Genomic DNA, 20614 nt, shown 5'->3' with positions numbered 1-20614 from the left:
CATTTCGAACCCGGAAGCTAAGCCTTACAGCGCCGATGGTACTGCAGGGGGGACCCTGTGGGAGAGTAGGACGCCGCCGAACAATTATTCAAAGGAAAACCCCGCACCGGGAACGGTGCGGGGTTTTCTGCGTTTCAGGCACCCATGCCTGTCCCGCCCCTGCCTAGCCCACCAATTTCGTGTCGTACGCCAGGATCACCGCCTGGACGCGGTCCCTCGAACCCGTCTTGGCCAGGATGCGGCCCACGTGGGTCTTGACCGTCGACTCGGCGAGGTGGAGTCGCTCGGCTATCTCCGTGTTGGTCCAGCCCTGGCCCATCACCCGCAGGATCTCGGTCTCGCGCTCGGTGAGGGCGGCCAGCCGCGGGTCCGGGGAGACGTTCGGCTGGGTGGCGGCCGGCAGATGGTGGACGTACGCGTCGAGCAGGCGGCGGGTCAGGCTCGGAGCCACCACCGCGTCGCCGGTGGCCACGGCACGGATGCCGGAGAGCAGCTCCTCAGGCTGGGCGTCCTTGACGAGGAAGCCGGAGGCGCCGGCGCGCAGGCCGGAGTAGGCGTACTCGTCGAGGTCGAAGGTCGTGAGGATGAGGACCCGGGTGCGGCCGCCGCCCGCGACGATGCGGCGGGTCGCCTCGATGCCGTCCAGGCCGGGCATGCGGACGTCCATGAGGACGACGTCGGGGTGGAGTTCGGCCGTCATGCGGGCCGCTTCGGCGCCGTTGGCCGCCTCGCCCACGACCGTCATGTCGTCCTGGCTCTCCAGGAGCATCCGGAAGCCGAAGCGCTGGAGCGGCTGGTCGTCGGCGATGAGGACGGTGGTCACTGCTGGGGTTCCTCCGGTAGGTGCAGGTGGACGCGCCAGCCCCGCTCGGGGCGCGGACGTGGGCCGGCCTCGAGTGTGCCGCCGTACAGGGACGTTCGCTCGCGCATTCCGGGCAGGCCGCGGCCGTCGGAGGGGGCGGGGGCCGGGCCGCCGCGGCCGGTGTCGGTGACGGTGAGGGCGACGGCGCCGCGGGAATCGTAGGAGAGGTCGATGTGTGCGGTGGCGTCGGGGCCGGCGTGTTTGAGGGTGTTGGTGAGGGCTTCCTGGATGACGCGGTAGACCGTGAGCTGGCGGCCCTCGGGGAGGCCGGCCCGGCCCTGGACGGTCGTGCGGACGGGGAGGCCGGCCCGGCGGACGCCGTCGAGGAGTTGGTCGAGGTCGGTGAGGGAGGGCTGGGGGGCGAGTTCGGCAGCCTGGGGGCCGTGCCGCTCCTCCTCGCGCAGGACGTCGAGCAGGCGGCGTAGTTCGCCCAAGGCTTGGCGGCTGGTGGTGGCGATGGCGTCGAGGGCCTGGGAAGCGCGTTCGGGGGACCTGGCGGCGGCGTAGCGGCCGCCGTCGGCGAGGCCGGTGATGACGGAGAGGTTGTGGCCGATGATGTCGTGCATCTCCCGGGCTATGCGGGCGCGTTCGGCGGCGGCGGCGAGGCGGCCCTGCTGGTCGCGTTCCGTCTCCAGGCGGCGGGCGCGGTCCTCCAGGGCCTCGGTGTAGTCCCGCCGGGTGCGGACGGTGATGCCGATGAGGGCGGCCACGCCGATGGCGGAGAGCTGCGAGCCGACCTGCTGGGTCCAGGAACCCGCGCTGTCCCCGTAGCGGGCGACCGTGACGCAGGTCGGGGCGATCACGACGGCCACCGTCCACCAGAGGTTGCGCAGCGGCAGGCGCAGGGCGATGTGGTGGACGAGGAGCAGCTGGAGCAGGGCCGCTTGGAGGGCGGCGCCCGACCAGGCGTTCACCAGGGCCGCGGGCAGGGTGACGAGGAGGGCGACCTGGGGGTGGCTGCGGCGCCATAGGAGGGGGACGGAGAGGACGAGGCTGAGCGCCAGGACGAGGCCGACGGGAACGTCGGGGTCGTGGGCGACGTTGCGCCAGCCGCCGGAGGCGTCGATCAGGGCGGCCAGCACCCACAGACCGGTGAGGTGCAGGTCCCACACGAGGGGACGGCGACGGTCGAAGGCGCGGACCCGCCGGTTGACGCGCTGGACGTACTCGGTGAGGGGTTCGGCCGCTCGGTCTTCCGGCACGGGCTTCACGGGGTCCATCCGACCATGATCGGGGCCCGGCGGGCGAGGGGGCGTCCGTCCGGAGGCCGTATATCAGGTGAGGGGCGTAGTACCCGGGTATTACGGTGGGCCGCATGAGTGCCACGGCCCCCGGTGACTACGTGATCCGCTCCATACGCGCCGACGAATGGCCCGCCGTGAAGGAGCTGCGGCTGCGTGCGCTGCGGGATCCGCTCGCGCACCTGGCCTACCTGGAGACGTACGAGGTCGCCGCGGCACGGCCGGACTCCTACTGGCAGGAGCGGGCGGCCACGGGCGCGGAGGGTGCGTCCGGGGCGCGGCAGATCGTCGCGGAGGTGCCTGGGGGGACATGGCTCGGCTCGCTGACCGTGCTGGTGGAGGAGGCCGGGACGACGGACTGGGCCGGGTTCTCCGTGGAGCGGCGACAGGGGCACGTGGTCGGTGTGTACGTGCGGCCCGAGTGGCGGGGGAGCGGGCTGACCAAGGCGTTGTTCGACGCCGGGCTGGAGTGGGCCTGGGCGAGCGGCTTGGAGCGGGTGCGGCTCATCGTGCATCCGGACAACGCGCGGGCGCAGGGCGCCTACCGGAAGGCGGGGTTCGCGCCGAGCGGGCGGAAGGTGCCGCTGGTGGGCGGGCCCGGTGACCACGAGCTTGAGTTCGTGCTGGAGCGCTGAGGCGGTGCCGGGGTCGCCGCTACACCGGGAGCTCGTCGTGGGGCCAGCGGGACCGGCCCTGTTCGCGGGACCGGAGCAGGGCCAGGGTCGGCATGCCCCGGTCCGCGCCGGTGGCCAGCAGCTCGGGGAGCTGGAGAAGCGGAGCCACGGCCGCGACGTCGTCCAGGACGAGCGTCAGTGGTGGGTCGAGGCGACCGGAGGATGACCGTTCGGCCATGCGCCGGCCGCGCTCGACCACGCTTGAGACGAGCGCCGTCAGCAGCGGCATCGCGCCCGGGTTCGTGCGGGGGTCCTCGATGGATTTACCCACCACGTAAAGGGTTCCCTGTTCGTGGATGAAGGAATCCAAGGCGAGCGCATCATTTCGGTTGGGTGTGCACGCCTCGCGGATGTTGACCATCGAGAGGGTGGCCAGCGCACGGGTGGTCAGCTGCTGGGCCATGTCCCGGCGTTCGGGGTGGGCGGTGAGGGCCCCTTCGAGTTCGCCCGCTGAGCCGGGCGCGGCTTTGGGGTTGGTACGGAGGATGCGTACGGCGTCCTGGATCTGGAGGCCCTGGGACCAGCGGTGGACGTGGCGGACGGTGCGGCCGTCGACGGCGGCGGCGTGCAGGTAGCTGCGCAGCAGGAGTTCCGCGGTGTCGCCGACCGCCTGGTCGAGCCGGGCGGTGGGGCGGACCGGCGTGAGGAGGGCGGCCGCTCTGGCGGTGGCCGTCTGTCTGTCCTCGCAGCCGGCGGTGGGGGACCAGTGCAGCCGGTCCGGGGTGTCGCAGAGGTGGTTCGGGTCGTAGAGGTGGGCGGGGCCGAGTTTCGCGCGGGCGTCCTTGGTCTCCGACCAGAGCGACGGGTTGGACGTGAGGACGAGGGCGGCGGCCTCGGCGTCCCGCAGGGCTGCGGTCGCGGTTGTGCGGCGGCTCTCCCGGGGGGCGTAGTACACCGCGCCTTCGGCGCGGTCGGTTTCCCACCCGCCCATCCGTTTGCCGTTGGGCAGAGAAGCGGAGGGGTCGGTCTCCTGGGCCGGAGCCTGAGGAGGCACTGGGGCCTGCTGCGGGGTCCTCGGGGTGGGGACCTCGTGCTGCGGCGGGGCCTCGTGCTGTGGTACCTCCTGGACCGGCGTCGCCTGGACCGGCGTCGCCTGGGCCGGTTTCGGTGTCGGCACGGGCTCCTCGCGCCCGCGCTGCCGTACCGCGCGCCATCGCGCCACCGTGCCCATCACGAACACCGTCAGCACCACCAGCACCATCATCTGACCGATGAACAGCCCCCAGAACAGCCCGTACCCGGAGAGTGCCGTCTCGGGGGTGTCCGGCCAGGCGCCGGGGATGTCGTGGGGCTCGGAGATCAGGTGGCGCATGGCCAGGGGGGTGCCGGTGAAGGTGACGCCGGAGGGCCACGAGCCGTGGGCGAAGAGCGCGGACAGGCCGGTCGCCGTCCACACCAGCACGGTGATGCCGAGGAGGAAGGCGAGCAGGCCGAGCAGCAGGCCGTCGGGGATGCCGCCCTGCTGGGCCGGCCGCTGCTCGCGGCGGTCGTCCGGTCTCATGCGTCCGGTTCCTCCCCGTCTTCCTACGCCACCGTCGATTCGGACGAGTCGCCGATGTGCTGTTCCATGAAGGCCGCCGCCCTTTCCTCCGCCTCCAGTTCGGCGGCGCGCAGGGCGTCGTCGTTGAAGTCGGCGGAGGACTCGGTCATGGCGCGGTCGGTGAAGACCAGGGGGCGTTCGGTCTCGGTGATCAGGTGTTTGACCACCTGGACGTTGCCGTTGACGTCCCACACCGCGATGCCGGGGGTGAGGGAGGGGATGATCTCCACGGCCCAGCGTGGCAGGCCCAGTACGCGCCCCGTGGCCCGCGCCTCGTCGGCCTTCTGGGCGTAGATGGTCCGGGTGGACGCCATTTTGAGGATGGCCGCGGCCTCTCTGGCCGCCGCCCCGTCGACGACGTCCGACAGGTGGTGCACCACCGCCACGAACGACAGACCCAGCCGGCGCCCGAACTTCAGCAGCCGCTGGAACAGCTGTGCCACGAAGGGGCTGTTGATGATGTGCCAGGCCTCCTCGACCAGGAAGATGCGCTTCTTCCGGTCGGGCCGGATCCAGGTGTGCTCCAGCCACACGCCCACGATGGCCATGAGGATCGGCATCGCGATGGAGTTGCGGTCGATGTGGGAGAGGTCGAAGACGATGAGGGGGGCGTCGAGGTCGATGCCGACCGTCGTCGGGCCGTCGAACATGCCGCGCAGGTCACCGTCGACGAGCCGGTCGAGGACCAGTGCCACGTCCAGGCCCCACGCCCGTACGTCGTCTATGGCGACGTTCATCGCCTCGGCGGACTCCGGCTCGGGGTGGCGGAGCTGCTCGACGATGTCGGTGAGGACCGGCTGGCGCTGGACGATGGTCTCGTTGACGTAGGCGTGCGCGACCTTGAGCGCGAAGCCGGAGCGCTCGTCCAGGCCGTGCCCCATCGCGACCTCGATGATCGTGCGGAGCAGGGCCAGCTGCCCGGTCGTGGTGATCGCCGGGTCGAGGGGGTTGAGCCGGATGCCCTGGTCGAGTGCCGCCATCGGGTCCAGCCGGATCGGCGTTATACCCAGCTGCTGCGCGATGAGGTTCCATTCACCGGCCCCGTCCTCGCCCTGGGCGTCCAGGACGACGACCTGGCGGTCGCGGAAGCGGAGCTGGCGCAGGACGTACGTCTTCTCCAGCGCCGACTTGCCGTTGCCCGACTCCCCGAGCACCAGCCAGTGCGGGGCGGGGAGCTGCTGGCCGTACAGCTGGAAGGGGTCGTAGATGTAGCCCTTGCCGGAGTAGACCTCGCGGCCGATGATCACGCCGGAGTCGCCGAGGCCGGGCGCGGCGGTCGGCAGGTAGACGGCCTGCGCCTGGCCCGTGGAGGTGCGGACGGGGAGGCGGGTCGTCTCCACCTTCCCGAAGAGGAAGGACGTGAAGGCTTCGGTGAGGACGGTCAGCGGGTCCCGCATCAGGCTCAGCCCCTACCTTCGGATGCCGGTGGCGAACGGAAGTGTGTTCACGAAGGCGCGGTGGTGCTCACGGTCGCACCACTCCAGCTTCAGGTACGACTTGCCGGCCGAGGCCCTTATCGTCCGCTTGTCGCGGGCCAGTGCCTCGGGGGAACGGGAGGAGACCGTGATGTAGCCGACCAGGTTGACGCCGGCCGCGCCGCTGGCCAGGTCCTCGCCCCGCTGGTCCAGGCGGCCGTGGGCGGCGATGTCGCGGGGGTCGACGGTGCGGTTCATCTTGGCGGCGCGGGAGGCCTCGGCCTCGTCGTTCGTCTTCTCCGTCAGCATGCGCTCGATGGCGACCTCGGTGGGTTCGAGGTCCATCGTCACGGCGACCGTGCGGATGACGTCCGGCGTGTGGACGAGAAGGGGGGCCAGGAAGTTGACGCCCACCGGGGTCATCGGCCACTCCTTGACCCAGGCGGTGGCGTGGCACCAGGGGGCGCGGGTGGAGGACTCGCGGGTCTTGGCCTGGAGGTAGGTGGGCTCCATGGCGTCCAGCTCGGCCGGCCAGGCGTTGCGCTTGGTCATCGCCTGGATGTGGTCGATGGGGTGGTCCGGGTCGTACATGGCGTGGATGAGGGAGGCGAGCCGGCCCTGCCCCAGCGGCTGGCGTACGCGGATGTCGGCTTCCTGGAGGCGGGAGCAGATGTCGGTCAGCTCGCGCGCCATGACGACCGCGAGCCCCGCGTCCCGGTCCAGCTTGCGCCCGTTCTGCGGGCGGGCGGCGCGGGCCATCGCGTTGGCCTCGGCGGCCAGTTCGCGGTTGTAGTGCATGCAGGCGATGAGGTAGGCGCGGTGCTGCTCGCTGCTGGTGGACACCATGGACTGGAGCTGGTCGTACGACTCCCGCAGCCACGGCAGCGCCTTCTCGTCGCCGCGCTGGGCGACGTCCTTGGCGTGCGCGTCGGGGTCGGCCGGGAGGGTGCGGGCGAGCATCTGGATGCGGGTGACGAAGCCGTCGCCGTTGGCCACGTGCTTGAGCAGGGTGCCGAAGCGGTCGACGAGGGCTTCCTGGTCCTCGGAGTCGCGCAGGCCGACGCCGGGGCCCTCGATCTCGATCGCGGCCGTCACCATCTTGCGGTCGGCGTGCAGCAGTACGGCGATCTCGTCCGGCCCGAAGGGCGCCGCCAGCCAGGTGATGCGGCCGATGCCGGGCGGCGGGCCGACCTCGACCTCCCGCCCGTCGAGCCGGGTGCCGGCCTCGATGGCGCCGGAGCGGTAGGTGGTGCCCCTGCGGAGCGTCCGCTTGTAGCTGCGGTTGATCTCGAACCACTTGTAGAACGTCCGGTGCTTGTACGGCACGTAGACGGCCGCCAGCGCGAGCATGGGGAAGCCGACGAGCAGCACGATGCGCAGGGTCAGGACGGGGACGAGGAGCCCGCACATCATGCCGAGGAACGCGCCCACGACGATCAGCGCGATCTCACCGGTCTCGCGGTTGCGGCCGACGATCGCGTTCGGCCGCGCGCGGCCGATCAGATACGTACGGCGGGGCGTGACCGGATGGGACACGTGGGACTCGGTCGTCAACGCCCGTCACCTCCTGTGCTGTTTTTGCTGTTACGGGTGTTGCCTGCGTGGGGCGTGTTCACCGGGCTGCCGGCGCGCGGTGCGGGTGCGGCGGAGGGGACATTTCCGCCGCCGCCGTTCGAGGGGCGCGAGCTGTGCGCGGCGACTCCGCCGGAGGCGGGGTTCGAGGGACGGGACGCGGAGGAGGAGCTGGACTGGCCGCCGCCTCCGCTGTCGCCGTTGTGGCGGGTGCTGTGGGTTCTGATGCCCTGGGCGACCAGGTTCGCCGGGGAGCTGATGACGGCCGCGGCCTTGCCTTCGGCGCCCTGCATGATGCGGTTGTTGCGGCCGTTCGCGATCTCGTCGCCGAAGCCGGGGACGAAGCGGTAGATCATCGCGGACGCGAAGATGGCGAGCAGGATGATGGCGAGGCCGGAGACGACGGCCGAGAAGGCGTCCGGGCCGTCGTCGGCGGAGAGCGCCCCGGCGAGCCCGAGGACGATCACGATGACGGGCTTCACGAGGATGACCGCGATCATGATCCCGGCCCAGCGGCGGACGTGGCCCCACAGGTTCTTGTCGACCAGGCCGGCGTAGACGACGGTGCCGAGCAGGGCGCCGACGTAGAGCAGGGCGGCGCGGATGACGAGTTCCAGCCAGAGGACGCCGGCGGCGAGGATCGACACCAGGGAGACGACGATCAGCATGATCGGTCCGCCGCCGATGTCCTCGCCCTTCTCCAGGGCGGCGGAGAAGGTGCCGAAGAAGGTGTCCGTCTGCTCGCCGGTCGCCTTGGCGAGTACGTCGGTGACGCCGTCGGTCGCGGATACCACCGTGTACAGGATCAGCGGCGTGAAGGCCGACGCCAGGACGGTGAGCCAGAGGAACCCGATGGCCTCGGTCAGCGCGGTGGTGAGGGGGACGCCGCGCACGGCACGCTTCGCCACCGCGAGGAGCCAGAGGAGGAGCGTGAGGATCGTCGACGCCGCGAAGACGACGGCGTACTGCTGGAGGAACGTCGGGTTCGTGAAGTCGACGTTCGCCGTGTCCTGTACGGCGGCGCTGAGCTTGTCGATGGTCCAGGAGGCGGCGTCGGCGCAGCCCTTGGCGAGGGAGGAGAGGGGGTCGAGGGCGGAGGTGGGGGAGTTGAGGGTCCCACCGCCGCCACCGCCGGTGGAGCCGCCGCCTTCGCCTCGTTCGCAGTAGTCCTTGGCGGGGCCGTGGATCAGGTCGCAGGGGTCATCGCTCGGAGTGGGCGAAGGGGTGGGAGCGGCGAAGGCCCGGGTGGCGAAGAGAATCGCCGCCGACTGTACGGCCATGACGACGCCGGTAAGTTCGAGTACGCGGCGGTTAGCGGGCATACGTGAACCCTCCGTACTCTTGGACGGCCTTCGCCATCTCGTCCGCGCCGGAAGCCTTGTCGTCGCCGGGAATCGGCGCCGGGCCTTCCTTCTGAGAGTGCGTCACGATCTTCCAGTCACCATTGATCCACTCAAGCTTCATGGTGATCGTGAACCAGCTGTTCGTGACCGGGGCCGTGGAGTCCTGACCCGCGAGTCCGAGGAGACCGCTGCACCAGACCTCGACGGTCGCGTTGTCGGCCGAGTTCTCGGTGACCTTGGTACCGATCGGGCTTGTACGGGACACGAAGGTGTAGCCCTTTGGCGTGGTGCCGTCCTCGTTCAGACCGACGTTCTTGTTGAAGGCCGGGCTGTATGCCTTGTCCAGGGCCGCCTCGAAGGCCGCCACTCTGGAGGGAACGATGAGGGACTGGAGGATCGGATCACGCTTGGCCTTGTCGAACATGTCGGCCGAGCCCAGCGCCACCGCATAGTTCGCCGCCGCGCTCTGCGCCCCCTGCTCATCCCGGGCGAAGCCCGACTGCACCGGCTGCTTTCCGGAAGGTGCCGTCGCCGACGTCTTCGGTTTGTCCGCCGCCGTGTCGTCCGGGGATGCGGAATCGTCTCCTCCACGGTTCGCGAAGGCGATCGCGGCGATGAGGAGGACGACGACGCCGACCACGGTGACCAGGCTCCGGGACGACGAGCGGCCGCCGCGGCGGGGGCCGCCGTAGCCGTCGCCGTCCCCGTCGGGCAGCCGCGTCCGTGTCTGACCGGTGCCGCCGTATTCGCCGGACCGGTGGTCGTCTCCGAGACTCATGCCGCGTACGCCCCCTCGACGTCGTGCCTGCCGTAGAAGTACGACGGTAGCCGTGCTGGTTCCCGCGCGGGCGCGGTGTGGTGACTCGACATCAGGGAAACGCAACCTCAGCCGGTTGGCACGACGGGCGGGTGGGATGGAGGGGAGGAACGGATGCGCGCCGGGCTACACGGCCATTCCGTACACGATGGTGAAGAGCGTGCCGAGCGAGCCGATGATGAACACGCCCGTCAGGCCCGCCACGATGAGGCCCTTGCCCTGCTCCGCGCTGAAGGTGTCGCGGAGCGCGGTGGCGCCGATGCGCTGCTTGGCGGCGCCCCAGATGGCGATGCCGAGGCAGAGCAGAATCGCGACGGCCATCACCACCTCGATCATGATCTTGGCCTCGTTGCCCAGGCTGCCGAAGGGGCCCCAGTCCGGAGCGATCCCCCCGATGATGGTGTTGATGTCTCCCTCGTCGGCCGCAAAGAGCATGTAAGTCACCGCCCCTGTTGGGTAGTTCCGCATCCTCTGCGGACGTGCAGAGGTCAGGCCTCATTGTCGCCGACAATGACGCCGTCGTATGTCGACTTGGCGTCATTGATTGGCGGGTTTCGTGCGAATAGCTTGCCACCGGTCCACATCGGGCCCTAACAGGGTGGCGCGGACCGGTATGCAAAGAGTCGTATGGTCACTCTGTGTATCACGTCCCGTTACGCCGGGCAATGAGGCTGGAGCGCAACCTGTCGTGCGGTTGCGTCGTTGAGCCCTTCTGCGAAGTGATCGGACTCGCCCGCCCGCGCGTCGAACGTGAAGGCTTCCCGCTTCTGACGATCCGTCGTGGCGACGGCTTTGGAGGCGCCGGTGCCGTGCGCGCGGACGGGGGTGCCGGGGTCGCCCCCGCGGGTGATGCCGAAAGGGTGCGCGACATGGCCGGAAAGTGTTATTGAACGGCTCGGACATGGGGGAGAGTTGGGCCATGCGCAAGATGTGGGTCGGCGCCGGTGTCGCGGTCGCGGGCGGGATGGGCTTCGTGATGCTGCTCGTCGTGGGCGTCTACCTCGTCGCCGGAAACCTCGCGGGCGGTGCCGGGGGCGGGGCCAAGAAGCTCGCCAAGGGGTCGGTGCCGGCGGCGTACCAGCCGCTCGTGCAGAAGTGGGGCAACCTCTGCCCCGCCATCAACCCCGCGCTGCTCGCCGCCCAGCTCTACCAGGAGAGCGGCTTCAACCCGAGGGCGCAGAGCCACGCGGCGGCGCAGGGCATAGCGCAGTTCATCCCCGGGACGTGGGCCACCCACGGGATCGACGGGGACGGGGACGGCGACCGGGACGTGTGGGACCCGAACGACGCCATCCCGTCCGCCGCGTCGTACGACTGCTCCCTCGCGTCGTACGTGAAGGACGTGCCCGGGAACCCGACCGAGAACATGCTGGCCTCCTACAACGCGGGGGCCTACGCGGTCATCAGGTACCAGGGTGTGCCGCCGTACAAGGAGACCCAGAACTACGTCAAGGTGATCACGACCCTGGAGAAGAGCTTCGCGGCACCCGAGACGCGGGTCGATCCGTCCGAGCAGGCCGCCGGGGCCATCGCCTACGCGCAGAAGAAGCTCGGGACGCTCTATCTGTGGGGCGGGAACGGGACGCCCGAGCAGGGTGGGCGGTTCGACTGTTCGGGGCTGACCAAGGCGGCGTACGAGAGTGTGGGGATCAAGCTGCCGCGGGTCGCCAACGACCAGTACAACGCGGGGCCGCATCCGTCGCGGGACGAGTTGATGCCTGGTGACCTGGTGTTCTTCTCGGACGATCTCACCAACTCCCGGGCCATCCGGCATGTGGGGATCTATGTCGGCGGCGGATACATGATCGACGCGCCGCGGACGGGTGCTGTGATCCGGTTCGACCCGATCGACACCCCTGATTACTTCGGGGCCACCCGGGTGACCGAGGATGGCGCGAAAGCGCTGCCCGCGACGGTGTGAATGCCATGGTTTGGACGCAGCGTGAATCCATGCCCTGAGCTGCGGCGACGTGTTTCTCTTCGATAACGTCTGCGTGATCATTCGGTGGAGCGTGGAACGTATAACCGGGAGCCGTGCGTTCCTGTTGACGTGTAGGTGTGCGGGGCAAGAGGAACCGGCGGATCTACGACCACGGGGGTGGCAGAAGAGGCGTGCGCTCGGTACGCCGGAGGACATGACGAAGGGGCCGCAGCACCATGGCTGGACTCGCCGAATCCGGGTCGAACCCCGACGTCGAGCTGCTCTACGACATCAACGGCCTGGCCAAGGACGCACCGCACTGGTTCGACCGGGTCATGGAGTTCGTGGGTGAGTACGGACTGCTGTTCGCGATCGTGCTGCTGGTGCTGTGGTGCTGGTGGTCCGTGCGGCGGCGGGGCGGCGAGGACGCGGCCTCGAATGTGGCGGCACTGGTGTGGGCGCCGCTCGCGGCCGGGGTCGCGGTACTGGTCAACGTGCCGATAAGGGGTTTCGTCGAACGGCCTCGGCCGTTCAAGTCCCATGACGGGCTGGAGGTCCTCGTCGCGGGGAAGGACGACTTCTCCTTTGTGAGCGATCACGCCACGCTGTGCATGGCCCTGGCCGTCGCCCTGTTCGTCGCCAACCGCAAGTTCGGGCTCCTCGCGATCGTCCTCGCGGTGTTCGGCGGGTTCATCCGGGTCTACATGGGCGTGCACTACCCGACGGACGTCGTGGGCGGCTTCGCCCTCGGTACGGCCGTCGCGCTGCTGCTGTCGCCGGTCGCCATGGCCCTGCTGACGCCGTTGACCCGGGCCGTCGAGCGGTCGCCCCGGGTGGGGTGGCTGGTCAGCGCGCGGGGGCGAGGGGATGCCGCCGGGCGGGACGCCGTGATTCCGGGGGCGCGCAAGGAGAGTGCCGAGGCGGGGGAGCGGGATCTCGCCGCCTGAGGCCGCCTGAACTGAGGCCGCCTCAACTGCGGCCGTGTGTACTGAGGGTGCCCCCGTGCCGGGGGCGCCCTCCGCGCGTTTCGGGTGCCTGCCGGCGGTCAGGCCGGCGCGTGCGTCCTCGCGTCCGTGCGGGCCTGGCTTCTCGCTCTGCGGGCCGGGCCTCGCCAGCCGCAGGTGCAGCGGGCCAGGCAGAAGGGGCCCTGCTCGACCGTCGTCGTGAGGTGTTCCGGGACTTCCTGGGGAGCTTCCAGACCTTCCTGCTGCGCCACGCCCACAACGTTACCGGGGTCGCCTGCCCCTCGTTAACCGGGACGGCAGGGGGTCCGGAACGCGTGTGACGGCTGGGTAGGTGGCGATGGTCGGGTGGGAGAGGGAGCGGCGGAAGGGCAGGGTGGGCGGAATTCTCGTCCTCGCCGGGGGCGTGATCTGTGTGTGTCTGGCCGGGAGCGGGTGCTCCGGGCGGGGGGCCGCCGCCGATGGGGCGGGCGGCGGCGATCCGGTCGCCGTGCTGCACCGGGCCGCCGACCGGCTGGTGGCCGCCGGGAGCGCCAAGGCGCGCACCGCGATGGAGATGGCCAGCGGCGGGACGCGGGTGACCATCCGGGGCGAGGGGGTGTACGACTTCGAGGGCCGGCTCGGGCGGCTGAAGGTGCGGCTGCCGCAGGACCCGGCGGGATCGAGTGAGCATCGGCCGATCACCGAGCTGCTCGCACCGGGTGCCCTGTTCATGAAGAACCGCGGGGCCGGTGTGCCCGACGACAAGTGGGTGCGGGTGGAGACCGCGTCGCTGTCCGACGGAAACCTGGTGACCGGCGGGGCGACGGACCCCTTCGCCGCCGCCGAGGTGCTGCGCGGGACCCGGACGGCGACGTACGTGGGGCGGACGGAGGTCGCGGGGACCGCGGTGCGGCATTACCGGGGGACCGCCGATCTCGCTCGGGCGGCGCGGGGCGCGTCGGACGGGAACAGGCAGGCGCTGGCCGCGGCGGCCGAGGGGTTCGCCACCGCCGAGGTGCCGTTCGACGCCTACCTCGACGACGAGGGCCGTATCCGCAAGGTCCGGCACCGCTTCAGCTTCGCCAACGGGCGGGAGGAGGGCATCGTGGCCGTCGCCTCGACGACGCTGCTCTACGATTTCGGCGCCGCCGTCCGCGTACGGCTGCCCAAGGACCGGGACATCTACGCCGGCAAGATCGCGGCGGAGCCGGGGGAGCCGGCGGAGGCGGCGGGGGAGGCGTCCGGCGGAGGGGCGGGCGGCAAGAACTAGCCCTTCCGTGCCATGCGCGGTGTGTAGGCCGCTCCCTACTCTAGGAAGTCGGTGACGGCAGAGACGAGGTGACGCGTGTGGCTCGGGTCGGCGGTACGACGGTTCAGGACCACGTGGCCCTCGCCGAGATCGAGCTGTGCGGCGAGCTGATCATCGCGGCGTCGGCCGCCCGGGAGCGGCTCAGTCTGGAGAGCATCGACGAGGTGCTGCGGGTGGCCGAGGAACGAGGGGACGGGACCGACCAGTAGGGGCGGGCGGGCAGGGTTCACAGGCAGTCGGCCGGACCCACCGGCTCCGGGTCAGGTGCGCAGGAGGCGGCCGATCGCCTTCGTCGCCTCCTCCACCTTCGCGTCGACCTCGGCGCCGCCCTTGACGGCCGCGTCGGCGACGCAGTGGCGCAGGTGCTCCTCCAGGAGTTGCAGCGCGAAGGACTGCAGGGCCTTCGTGGAGGCGGAGACCTGGGTGAGTATGTCGATGCAGTAGACGTCCTCGTCGACCATCCGCTGCAGGCCGCGGATCTGGCCCTCGATGCGGCGCAGGCGCTTGAGGTGCTCGTCCTTCTGCTTGTGGTAGCCGTGCACACCGCGGTCGTGGTCGGTCACGACGTCCGTCCCGGCAGTCTCGTCCGTCACGTCCGGCCCGTCCGTCTCCGCCGCGTCCACGGCGGGGGAGGGCGCACCCGCGCCGGCCTCGGTGGTCGTCATCGCGTCCTCCTGTTGTGGGGCAGAGTGGGCAGAGTCTGGGAAGATAGCGGACATATACCCCTGGCGGGTATATGGTAACGAACTTTGCGGGGTAAGGGGCCCTTGACAGAGCCCCTGGCGCCGCCCCCCTGCTCATCACTCTGCCTGATGGGCGACACTGGGGGACGGCCCGTTAGCCGTGGCCGGATGATGCGCCTAGCATCAGCCTGACCGAAACCGATGCACCCCGAGGACCCCACGTGCGCTTTCGTCTGACCCCCAGGGAGACGAGCTTCTACGACATGTTCGCCGCCTCCGCGGACAACATCGTCACGGGCTCCAAGCTCCTGATGGAACTGCTCGGGGCGGACGCATCCGCCCGGGCCGAGATCGCAGAGCGTATGCGGGCCGCCGAACACGCAGGTGACGACGCGACCCACGCGATCTTCCACCAGCTGAACTCCTCGTTCATCACGCCCTTCGACCGCGAGGACATCTACAACCTCGCCTCGTCCCTCGACGACATCATGGACTTCATGGAGGAGGCCGTCGACCTGGTCGTCCTCTACAACGTCGAGGAACTGCCCAAGGGCGTCGACCAGCAGATCGAGGTGCTGGCGCGGGCCGCCGAGCTGACGGCCGAGGCGATGCCGAACCTGCGCACCATGGACAACCTCACCGAGTACTGGATCGAGGTCAACCGGCTGGAGAACCAGGCCGACCAGGTCCACCGCAAGCTGCTCGCCCACCTCTTCAACGGCAAGTACGAGGCCATCGAGGTGCTGAAGCTGAAGCAGATCGTGGACGTCCTGGAAGAGGCGGCCGACGCCTTCGAGCACGTGGCGAACACGGTGGAGACCATCGCGGTCAAGGAGTCCTGACCTCTTCATGGACACCTTCGCTCTGGTCGTGACCATCGGGGTCGCGCTCTTCTTCACGTACACCAACGGTTTCCACGACTCGGCGAACGCGATCGCGACGTCCGTGTCGACGCGTGCGCTGACGCCCCGGGCGGCGCTCGCGATGGCCGCCGTCATGAACCTCGCCGGTGCGTTCATGGGATCCGGGGTCGCCAAGACCGTCAGCGAGGGGGTCATCGAGACCCCCGAAGGCTCGAAGGGCATGGGGATCCTCTTCGCGGCGCTCGTCGGCGCCATCGTCTGGAACCTCATCACCTGGTACTTCGGTCTGCCGTCCTCGTCCTCCCACGCGTTGTTCGGCGGCATGGTCGGGGCCGCGCTGGCCGGCAGTACGACCGTGTACTGGGACGGGGTCGTCGACAAGATCGTCATCCCCATGTTCGTGTCGCCGGTGGTCGGACTGCTCGCCGGGTATCTGGTGATGACCGCCATCATGTGGATCTTCCGGCGGGCCAATCCGCACAAGGCGAAGCGGGGCTTCCGTATCGCGCAGACGGTGTCCGCGGCGGGTATGGCGCTGGGGCACGGTCTGCAGGACGCGCAGAAGACGATGGGCATCGTGGTGATGGCGCTGGTCATCGCCGATGTCGAGGACTACGGCGATCCCATTCCGGTGTGGGTGAAGGTCGCCTGTGCGCTGATGCTGTCCGCGGGGACGTACGCGGGTGGCTGGCGGATCATGCGGACGCTGGGGCGGAAGATCATCGAGCTGGATCCGCCGCAGGGGTTCGCCGCGGAGACGACGGGGGCGTCGATCATGTTCGGGTCGGCGTTCCTGTTCCACGCGCCGATCTCGACGACGCATGTCATCACGTCGTCGATCATGGGTGTGGGGGCGACGAAGCGGGTGAACGCCGTGCGGTGGGGCGTCGCGCGGAACATCATCTTGGGGTGGTTCATCACGATGCCGGCGGCTGCGGTGGTGGCGGCGTGTTCGTTCTGGGTCGTGAATCTGGCGTTCCTGTAGCGGGATCCGGCGTGGGTGCCGACCGGGGGCGGGTGCGCTGCCCGGCGTTGCGGGATGCCTCCCCCACCGCCCGCCCGTGCCGCCCCAGCGGCGCGACTGACCGCAACTGTGCCGCAGCCAAGAGGGCCCGCCCCCGGTGAACGGGGGCGGGCCCTTGTGCGCCTCGCGGTGGCACCGCCATGCAGCACCGCGAGGGGATCGGGTCGGGCCTAGCCGAAGCGGCCCGAGATGTAGTCCTCCGTGGCCTGGACCGACGGGTTGGAGAAGATGCGCTCCGTCTCGTCGATCTCGATCAGCTTGCCGGGCTGTCCGACCGCCGCCAGGTTGAAGAACGCCGTACGGTCCGAGACGCGCGCCGCCTGCTGCATGTTGTGCGTCACGATGACGATCGTGAAGCGCTCCTTCAGCTCGCCGATCAGGTCCTCGATGGCGAGGGTGGAGATCGGGTCCAGGGCGGAGCAGGGCTCGTCCATGAGCAGGACGTTCGGCTCGACCGCGATGGCGCGGGCGATGCACAGGCGCTGCTGCTGACCGCCGGAGAGGCCGGAGCCCGGCTTGTTCAGGCGGTCCTTGACCTCGTTCCAGAGGTTCGCGCCGCGCAGGGACTTCTCGACGACGTCGTCCAGCTCCGACTTCTTGTACTTGCCGTTCAGGCGCAGGCCCGCCGCGACGTTGTCGTACACCGACATGGTCGGGAACGGGTTCGGCCGCTGGAAGACCATGCCGACCTCGCGGCGTACGGCCACCGGGTCGATGGCCGCGCCGTAGAGGTTCTCGTCGTCGAGCATGACCTTGCCCTCGACCCGGCCGCCCGGCGTGACCTCGTGCATGCGGTTGAGCGTGCGCAGGAACGTGGACTTGCCGCAGCCCGAGGGGCCGATGAAGGCGGTCACCGAGCGGGGCTCGACGGTCATCGAGATGTCCTCGATGGCCAGGAAGGAGCTGTAGTAGGCGTTGAGGCCGCTGACATCTATGCGCTTGGCCATGGGTATCACTTCTTCTTTCGCGTGTCCGGGGCGCTGACTGTTGTCGCTCTGGTCGCGTCAGCGACCCGTCTTCGGGGCCTTCCAGCGGGCGATGCCGCGGGCCGCGAGGTTGAGGATCATGATGAACGCGATGAGCGTCAGAGCCGCCGCCCAGGCACGGTCGTAGGCCGCGCCGGAGCCGCCGCTGTTGGCGAACTGCAGATAGATGTACATCGGCAGCGACTCCTGCGGATCCTGGAACGGGTTCGCGTTGATGAAGTCCGTTCCCCAGACCAGCAGCAGCACGGGGGCCGTCTCACCGGTGATGCGGGCGACCGCCAGCATCACACCGGTGGTGATGCCGCCGACCGACGTCGGCAGGACCACCTTCAGGATCGTGCGCCACTTCGGCACACCGAGCGCCAGGGACGCCTCGCGCAGCTCGTTCGGGACGAGCTTGAGCATCTCCTCGGTGGAGCGGACGACCACCGGGATCATCAGGATCGACAGGGCGAGCGAGCCGGCGAAGCCGGACGGACCCATGTCCAGCATCAGGATCCACGTACTGAGGATGAACAGGCCGGCGACGATCGACGGGATGCCCGTCATGACGTCGACGAAGAAGGTGACGGCCTTGGCGAGCCTGCCGCTCCCGTACTCGACCAGGTAGATCGCGGTCAGCACACCGACCGGCACGGAGATCAGGGTGGCGATGCCGACCTGCTCCAGGGTGCCGAGGATGGCGTGGTAGATGCCGCCGCCCACCTCGGCGTCGGCGACCACGCCCATCGAGTGGGTGAGGAAGTAGCCGTCGAGGACCTTCACGCCGCGCTTGACGGTCGCCCAGACCAGGGAGGCCAGCGGGATCACGGCCACGATGAACGCGACCCACACCATGCTGGTCGCCACCCGGTCTTTGGCCTGGCGCCCGCCCTCGACGCGCGCCGAGATGGCGTACGTGCCCAGGACGAAGAGGACCGCGGCGATCAGGGCCCACTGGATGCTGCTGTTCAGCCCGGCCGCGGCGCTGATGCCCAGGCCGGCCGCGATCGAGCCGGCGGCGACCGCCCAGAGGAACCACTTGGGCAGCGTGGCGCCGCGCAGGGAGCTGCGGCTCTTGGGGGTAAGGGTTGCGTGGCTCATGCGTTGGCCCCCGAGTACTCCTTGCGGCGTCCGATGATCATCCGGGCCGCCCCGTTGACCAGCAGGGTGATGACGAAGAGGACGAGACCGGAGGCGATCAGCGCGTCACGGCCCATCACGGTCGCCTCGTTGAACTTGCTGGCGATGTTCTGGGCGAAGGTGCCGCCGCCCGTGTCGAGCAGGCTGAGGTTGATCTCGAAGCTGGAGGAGAGCACCATCGCCACGGCCATCGTCTCGCCGAGCGCGCGGCCGAGCCCGAGCATCGAGGCGGAGATGACGCCGGAGCGGCCGAAGGGCAGCACCGACATGCGGATGACCTCCCAGCGCGTGGCGCCGAGGGCCAGGGCGGCCTCCTCGTGCATGCGCGGGACCTGCCGGAAGACCTCACGGCTGACGTTGGTGATGATCGGCAGGATCATGATCGCGAGCAGGATGCCCACGGTGAACAGCGAGCGCGGCGCGCCCTGGTTCCATTCGAAGACGCCGGTCCAGCCGAGGTACTCGTCCAGCCAGCCGAAGAGCCCCTCCATGTGCGGCACGAGGACGAGCGCGCCCCACAGGCCGTAGACGATCGAGGGCACGGCGGCGAGCAGGTCGATCACGTACCCGATCGCGCCGCCCAGCTTGCGCGGCGCGTAGTGCGTGATGAACAGGGCGATGCCGACCGCGATCGGGACCGCGACGGCCATGGCGATGACCGACGACACGACGGTGCCGAAGGCCAGGACCGCGATGCCGAACTCCGGCGGCGTGCCGGTGGGGTTCCACTCGAGGGTGGTGAAGAAGTTGGCCTCGTTCTTGCTGATCGCGATCGAGGCGCGGTAGGTCAGGAAGGCCGCGATGGCGGCCATGATGACCAGCACGAAGATGCCGGAACCGCGGGAGAGCCCGAGGAAGATCCGGTCGCCGGGGCGGGTGGCGCCGCGTGCGGCGCGCTTGGCGTCCTTCCCGGGGGGCTGGTGCGGGACGGGTGCTGGTGCGGGTTTCTGGGGATCAGTGGTGATGTCCATCGGGTTCTCCGGTCTGCGGAGCCGTCGTACGCGGCGGCTCGGGCGGAGGCACCCCGTCTCGGGGGCTCCTGGCGGCGGTGCACCGGACGGTGCGGTCCGGCCCCCGGGGGAGACCGGACCGCACTCGGGTCAGCTCAGGCCCGAGATGGTCTCGCGGACCTTGGTGATGATCTCGGTGGGCATCGGGGCGTAGCCGGCTTCCTTCAGCAGGCCCTGGCCGTCCTCCGAGGCCATGTAGTTCAGGAAGGACTTGGCGGCGGGCAGGCTCTCGGCCTTGTTGCCCTTGTCGCAGACGACCTCGTACGTCACCAGGACGAGCGGGTAGGCGCCGTCGGCGGTGGGCGTGTAGTCCAGCTCCAGCGCGAGGTCCTTGCCGGTGCCGACGACCTTGGCGGCGCCGATGGCCGCGGTGGCGTTCTCGACGGTGGCCTTGACCGGCTCGGCGGCCTCGGTCTTGATGTCGACGGTCTTCATGCCGTCCTTGGCGTACGACAGCTCGAAGTACGAGATGGAGCCCGAGACCTGCTTCACCTGCTGGGCGAGGCCGGAGGAGCCGCTGGCGGACTGGCCGCCCTTGGCCTCCCAGGACTTGCCGCCCTCGTACTTCCAGTCGTCCGGCGCGGCGTCCTTCAGGTACTTGGTGAAGTTGTCCGTGGTGCCGGACTCGTCCGAGCGGTGGAAGGCCTGGATCTTGAGGTCGGGCAGCTTGGCCTCGGGGTTGAGCTTGGCGATCGCCGGGTCGTTCCAGTTGGTGATCTTGCTGTCGAAGATCTTGGCGAGCGTCGGGGCGTCCAGGACGAGGGAGTCGACGCCGGGGACGTTGAAGCCCACGGCGATCGGGCCGCCGACCATCGGCAGGTCGATGGCCTGGCCGTCCTTGCAGACCTTCTTGGACTGCTCGATCTCGTCGGGCTTCAGCGCCGAGTCCGAGCCGGCGAAGGCGGTCTGGCCCTGGAGGAACGCGGTGATGCCCGCGCCGGAGCCGGTCGGGTTGTAGTTGATCTGTACGTCCCGGCAGGCCGACACGTACTGCTTGACCCAGGCGTCGATCGCGTTCTTCTGGGCGGAGGAGCCGGAGGCCTGGAGCTGGCCCTTGGCGTCGTCGCACTTGATGTTGCTGTTGGCGGCGGCGCTGGCGTCACCGCCGCCGCCGTTGCCGCCGGTGTCGTCCGAGCCGCACGCCGTGAGGGCCAGGGCGCCGGAGACGGCGAGAGCACCGAGAGCGAGGGCCCGCCGGTTCATGCGCTGAAGCTTCACTGAGGGAGTTCCTTCCAGGAGCCGCCGTCCTGAATCCGGCGGCGTGCGAGGAGTGGCGTTGAAGACGATC

General features: G+C 69.8%; 21 protein-coding genes and 1 rRNA gene. 8 read left to right on the top strand and 14 right to left on the bottom strand.

Annotated features, from left to right (window positions below; genetic code table 11):
- A 5S ribosomal RNA gene (gene rrf, locus ACIQ6R_RS19995) occupies positions 1-82 on the top strand; the annotation flags it as partial.
- Positions 83-163: 81 nt separating this feature from the next.
- Here rrf and ACIQ6R_RS19990 read toward each other — a convergent pair.
- A complete protein-coding gene (locus tag ACIQ6R_RS19990) occupies positions 164-823 on the bottom strand; it encodes a response regulator (RefSeq protein WP_404222667.1) in 660 nt (219 codons plus the stop codon).
- On the bottom strand, positions 820-2082 hold the full coding sequence (locus ACIQ6R_RS19985; RefSeq protein WP_404222666.1) for a sensor histidine kinase: 1263 nt from the start codon (positions 2080-2082) through the stop codon (positions 820-822). The genes ACIQ6R_RS19990 and ACIQ6R_RS19985 overlap by 4 nt, the downstream gene beginning before the upstream one ends.
- A 95-nt stretch (positions 2083-2177) precedes the next feature.
- On the opposite strand from ACIQ6R_RS19985, the gene ACIQ6R_RS19980 reads away from it, so the two are divergent.
- Positions 2178-2738 carry a GNAT family N-acetyltransferase gene (locus ACIQ6R_RS19980; protein ID WP_404222665.1) on the top strand — a complete coding sequence of 187 codons (561 nt, stop codon included), beginning with the start codon at positions 2178-2180 and terminating at the stop codon, positions 2736-2738.
- 19 nt (positions 2739-2757) lie between these two features.
- Here ACIQ6R_RS19980 and ACIQ6R_RS19975 read toward each other — a convergent pair whose 3' ends face one another.
- From ACIQ6R_RS19975 to ACIQ6R_RS19950, 6 genes are all read right to left on the bottom strand, one after another.
- Complete coding sequence (locus tag ACIQ6R_RS19975; protein WP_404222664.1) at positions 2758-4278, bottom strand: type VI secretion protein; 1521 nt, start codon at positions 4276-4278, stop codon at positions 2758-2760.
- Between the two features lie 23 nt (positions 4279-4301).
- Positions 4302-5714: an ATP-binding protein gene (locus ACIQ6R_RS19970; RefSeq protein WP_121747796.1), complete on the bottom strand. Its 1413-nt coding sequence runs from the start codon at positions 5712-5714 to the stop codon at positions 4302-4304.
- 12 nt (positions 5715-5726) lie between these two features.
- Positions 5727-7286, bottom strand: coding sequence for an SCO6880 family protein (locus tag ACIQ6R_RS19965; RefSeq protein WP_404222663.1), 1560 nt, complete (start codon positions 7284-7286; stop codon positions 5727-5729).
- A complete protein-coding gene (locus tag ACIQ6R_RS19960; protein ID WP_404222662.1) occupies positions 7283-8626 on the bottom strand; it encodes a hypothetical protein in 1344 nt (447 codons plus the stop codon). Before ACIQ6R_RS19960 ends, ACIQ6R_RS19965 begins: the two co-directional genes overlap by 4 nt.
- Positions 8616-9425 (bottom strand): hypothetical protein, encoded by an 810-nt coding sequence (locus ACIQ6R_RS19955; RefSeq protein WP_404222661.1) that lies wholly within the window; start codon positions 9423-9425, stop codon positions 8616-8618. The genes ACIQ6R_RS19960 and ACIQ6R_RS19955 overlap by 11 nt, the downstream gene beginning before the upstream one ends.
- Positions 9426-9590: 165 nt before the next feature.
- The gene (locus tag ACIQ6R_RS19950) at positions 9591-9899 is read right to left on the bottom strand and encodes a hypothetical protein (protein ID WP_121747793.1); all 309 of its coding nucleotides are present in this window, start codon (positions 9897-9899) and stop codon (positions 9591-9593) included.
- A 466-nt stretch (positions 9900-10365) separates the two neighbouring features.
- Between ACIQ6R_RS19950 and ACIQ6R_RS19945 the strand changes: the two genes are divergently transcribed.
- Together ACIQ6R_RS19945 and ACIQ6R_RS19940 are read left to right on the top strand one after the other, a co-directional pair.
- A complete protein-coding gene (locus tag ACIQ6R_RS19945; protein WP_404176619.1) occupies positions 10366-11385 on the top strand; it encodes an NlpC/P60 family protein in 1020 nt (339 codons plus the stop codon).
- Positions 11386-11621: 236 nt separating this feature from the next.
- Positions 11622-12332: a phosphatase PAP2 family protein gene (locus tag ACIQ6R_RS19940; RefSeq protein ID WP_310872582.1), complete on the top strand. Its 711-nt coding sequence runs from the start codon at positions 11622-11624 to the stop codon at positions 12330-12332.
- Between the two features lie 98 nt (positions 12333-12430).
- Here ACIQ6R_RS19940 and ACIQ6R_RS19935 read toward each other — a convergent pair whose 3' ends face one another.
- Positions 12431-12601, bottom strand: coding sequence for a hypothetical protein (locus ACIQ6R_RS19935; RefSeq protein ID WP_404176613.1), 171 nt, complete (start codon positions 12599-12601; stop codon positions 12431-12433).
- 86 nt (positions 12602-12687) lie between these two features.
- Between ACIQ6R_RS19935 and ACIQ6R_RS19930 the strand changes: the two genes are divergently transcribed.
- Together ACIQ6R_RS19930 and ACIQ6R_RS19925 are read left to right on the top strand one after the other, a co-directional pair.
- Complete coding sequence (locus ACIQ6R_RS19930) at positions 12688-13599, top strand: hypothetical protein (protein ID WP_404222684.1); 912 nt, start codon at positions 12688-12690, stop codon at positions 13597-13599.
- Positions 13600-13667: 68 nt separating this feature from the next.
- Complete coding sequence (locus ACIQ6R_RS19925; protein ID WP_404222660.1) at positions 13668-13847, top strand: hypothetical protein; 180 nt, start codon at positions 13668-13670, stop codon at positions 13845-13847.
- A gap of 51 nt (positions 13848-13898) precedes the next feature.
- On the opposite strand, the gene ACIQ6R_RS19920 is transcribed toward ACIQ6R_RS19925, so the two are convergent.
- A complete protein-coding gene (locus ACIQ6R_RS19920; RefSeq protein ID WP_404176607.1) occupies positions 13899-14303 on the bottom strand; it encodes a metal-sensitive transcriptional regulator in 405 nt (134 codons plus the stop codon).
- Positions 14304-14542: 239 nt separating this feature from the next.
- On the opposite strand from ACIQ6R_RS19920, the gene ACIQ6R_RS19915 reads away from it, so the two are divergent.
- Positions 14543-15163 carry a DUF47 domain-containing protein gene (locus ACIQ6R_RS19915; RefSeq protein WP_053133402.1) on the top strand — a complete coding sequence of 207 codons (621 nt, stop codon included), beginning with the start codon at positions 14543-14545 and terminating at the stop codon, positions 15161-15163.
- A gap of 7 nt (positions 15164-15170) precedes the next feature.
- Positions 15171-16169, top strand: a complete 999-nt coding sequence (gene pitH / locus ACIQ6R_RS19910) for a low-affinity phosphate transporter PitH (RefSeq protein ID WP_404222659.1) — start codon at positions 15171-15173, stop codon at positions 16167-16169.
- A gap of 209 nt (positions 16170-16378) precedes the next feature.
- Here the strand turns inward: pitH and pstB are convergent, their stop codons facing one another.
- The 4 genes from pstB to pstS all read right to left on the bottom strand — a co-directional run bounded on the left by pstB (position 16379) and on the right by pstS (position 20544).
- Positions 16379-17155: a phosphate ABC transporter ATP-binding protein PstB gene (pstB, locus tag ACIQ6R_RS19905; protein ID WP_404176601.1), complete on the bottom strand. Its 777-nt coding sequence runs from the start codon at positions 17153-17155 to the stop codon at positions 16379-16381.
- Between the two features lie 57 nt (positions 17156-17212).
- Positions 17213-18277 carry a phosphate ABC transporter permease PstA gene (gene pstA / locus ACIQ6R_RS19900; RefSeq protein ID WP_404222658.1) on the bottom strand — a complete coding sequence of 355 codons (1065 nt, stop codon included), beginning with the start codon at positions 18275-18277 and terminating at the stop codon, positions 17213-17215.
- Positions 18274-19287, bottom strand: coding sequence for a phosphate ABC transporter permease subunit PstC (gene pstC / locus ACIQ6R_RS19895; RefSeq protein ID WP_121747786.1), 1014 nt, complete (start codon positions 19285-19287; stop codon positions 18274-18276). The genes pstA and pstC overlap by 4 nt, the downstream gene beginning before the upstream one ends.
- A 129-nt stretch (positions 19288-19416) precedes the next feature.
- On the bottom strand, positions 19417-20544 hold the full coding sequence (pstS, locus tag ACIQ6R_RS19890; RefSeq protein WP_404222657.1) for a phosphate ABC transporter substrate-binding protein PstS: 1128 nt from the start codon (positions 20542-20544) through the stop codon (positions 19417-19419).
- Positions 20545-20614 lie beyond the last annotated feature (70 nt).

Origin of the sequence: Streptomyces sp. NPDC096048, from assembly GCF_044763415.1 — a bacterium.
In the GTDB taxonomy this organism is placed as follows: Bacteria; Actinomycetota; Actinomycetes; order Streptomycetales; family Streptomycetaceae; genus Streptomyces.
This window is presented reverse-complemented; position numbering and strand designations above follow the sequence as displayed.

Excerpts from the sequence above, each read along its gene's own strand:
- pstB (WP_404176601.1), bottom strand. The coding sequence starts at position 17,155 with ATGGCCAAGCGCATAGATGTCAGCGGCCTCAACGCCTACTACAGCTCC.
- pitH (WP_404222659.1), top strand. The coding sequence starts at position 15,171 with ATGGACACCTTCGCTCTGGTCGTGACCATCGGGGTCGCGCTCTTCTTC.
- pstC (WP_121747786.1), bottom strand. The coding sequence starts at position 19,287 with ATGGACATCACCACTGATCCCCAGAAACCCGCACCAGCACCCGTCCCG.
- ACIQ6R_RS19955 (WP_404222661.1), bottom strand. The coding sequence starts at position 9,425 with ATGAGTCTCGGAGACGACCACCGGTCCGGCGAATACGGCGGCACCGGT.
- ACIQ6R_RS19945 (WP_404176619.1), top strand. The coding sequence starts at position 10,366 with ATGGGGGAGAGTTGGGCCATGCGCAAGATGTGGGTCGGCGCCGGTGTC.
- ACIQ6R_RS19940 (WP_310872582.1), top strand. The coding sequence starts at position 11,622 with ATGGCTGGACTCGCCGAATCCGGGTCGAACCCCGACGTCGAGCTGCTC.
- ACIQ6R_RS19970 (WP_121747796.1), bottom strand. The coding sequence starts at position 5,714 with ATGCGGGACCCGCTGACCGTCCTCACCGAAGCCTTCACGTCCTTCCTC.
- ACIQ6R_RS19920 (WP_404176607.1), bottom strand. The coding sequence starts at position 14,303 with ATGACGACCACCGAGGCCGGCGCGGGTGCGCCCTCCCCCGCCGTGGAC.
- ACIQ6R_RS19985 (WP_404222666.1), bottom strand. The coding sequence starts at position 2,082 with ATGGACCCCGTGAAGCCCGTGCCGGAAGACCGAGCGGCCGAACCCCTC.
- ACIQ6R_RS19950 (WP_121747793.1), bottom strand. The coding sequence starts at position 9,899 with ATGCTCTTTGCGGCCGACGAGGGAGACATCAACACCATCATCGGGGGG.
- pstA (WP_404222658.1), bottom strand. The coding sequence starts at position 18,277 with ATGAGCCACGCAACCCTTACCCCCAAGAGCCGCAGCTCCCTGCGCGGC.
- ACIQ6R_RS19980 (WP_404222665.1), top strand. The coding sequence starts at position 2,178 with ATGAGTGCCACGGCCCCCGGTGACTACGTGATCCGCTCCATACGCGCC.
- ACIQ6R_RS19975 (WP_404222664.1), bottom strand. The coding sequence starts at position 4,278 with ATGAGACCGGACGACCGCCGCGAGCAGCGGCCGGCCCAGCAGGGCGGC.
- ACIQ6R_RS19960 (WP_404222662.1), bottom strand. The coding sequence starts at position 8,626 with ATGCCCGCTAACCGCCGCGTACTCGAACTTACCGGCGTCGTCATGGCC.
- ACIQ6R_RS19930 (WP_404222684.1), top strand. The coding sequence starts at position 12,688 with ATGGTCGGGTGGGAGAGGGAGCGGCGGAAGGGCAGGGTGGGCGGAATT.